Below are 1436 nucleotides of genomic sequence, written 5' to 3' on the forward strand. Positions count from 1 at the left end.
TGAACTGCCACAAGAAAGTCGGACAGCTATTGTCCACTTTCGAGGGGTAGATGGTTAAACGCACGAAGCAGTTCAAACTCAAGGTAATCAATCGTTACCTCAACGGGAATTTAGGCTTTCATCGATTGGCTGCTCGACACGGTATCTCAGCACCGCTGCTGCGGCGCTGGGTGGCCGCATATCGTTTACATGGCGACGGCTCACTCAACAGAAGTCGCGAGCAGTACAGCGTCCAGACTAAGCTGTCGGTACTGCAGCACATGTGGGACAATGGGCAATCGTTCAATCAAGCGGCCGCGTTTTTCAATATCCCAAGCCCAAACAGCGTCCGCATTTGGGCGAAGCGCTACAGCGAGGGTGGTTGTGAAGCTCTGGAACGCGTCAAAAGATCTACGCCCGACATGCCCGGACCTACGTCAAAGCCAGACACCAAACCGACACAGGAGCTAACGCGTGAAGAACTGCTCAAGCGCGTTGAGCACCTTGAGATGGAGGTCGTCGTTTTAAAAAAGCTGGAAGCCTTAACTCAAGCGAGAAAAGCGGCTGCGCCGAAAAAGCGCAAGTAGTGCATGAGTTAAGGCAGATCTATCCTGTGGTGGCTTTGCTAAAAGTCGTAGGGCTGTCGCGCAGTACGTTTTACGCCTGGGACATGGCGCGCAAGGTGCCGGACAAGTACCTCGAAGCCAAGGAATTTATCAAGCAGATCTACGATAAACATCGTGGCCGCTATGGCTATCGCCGCATCACGCATGCGCTCCTCGAGCACGGTATTGACCTGCACGAAAATACGGTGCGCAAGTTGATGGGCCTACTTGGGTTGAAATCACTGCAACGGGTGAAACGCTACAAGTCCTATAAAGGGCAGTGTGGCGTTGTTGCGCCGAATGTCCTGGAACGTAACTTCAACGCAAGCGCACCGAACGAAAAGTGGGTCACCGATGTGACTGAGTTCAAAGTCGTTAACGACAAGGTCTATCTCTCAACCATCAAGGATCTATTCAACGGAGAGATCGTTGCCTACACAATGAGCCGACGTCCTACTTTAGAACTGGTGACATCAATGCTTAAGAAAGGCTTGGCCAAGCTTCGTACAGGCCAGCAGCCGATAGTACACTCGGACCAGGGGTGGCAATACCAAATGCTGGCTTACCGCAAGATGCTCATCGATAAAAGCCTGACGCAGAGCATGTCCCGAAAAGGTAATTGTCACGACAACGCATCGATGGAAAGCTTCTTTGCTGTGCTAAAAACAGAGTGCTTCCATGGTCATAAGTTTGCCGATATCGAAGCTCTGATGGCTACAATCCACAAGTACATTCGATACTACAATACAGCCCGTATCACTACAGGCCTGAGTGGCTTGACCCCGGTGCAGTACAGGGTCAAGCACACAGGCAGCGCTTAGAACTAGTGTCCGACTTTCGTGTAGCAGTTCA

Annotated in this window: 1 protein-coding gene; it reads left to right on the plus strand. The window is 51.5% G+C overall.

Going from position 1 to position 1436, the window contains the following annotated elements; translation table 11 throughout:
* The first annotated feature begins 50 nt into the window (after positions 1–50).
* Positions 51–1405, plus strand: a protein-coding gene (locus AC3A6F_RS25250) for an IS3 family transposase (RefSeq protein WP_487686538.1) whose coding sequence is annotated in 2 segments (ribosomal slippage) — positions 51–525 and positions 525–1405 — 1356 coding nt in all. Because the reading frame shifts where the segments join, the coding sequence is not laid out codon by codon here.
* The last annotated feature ends 31 nt before the right edge of the window (positions 1406–1436 follow it).

The organism is Massilia sp. Soil_C_3, assembly GCF_057657035.1.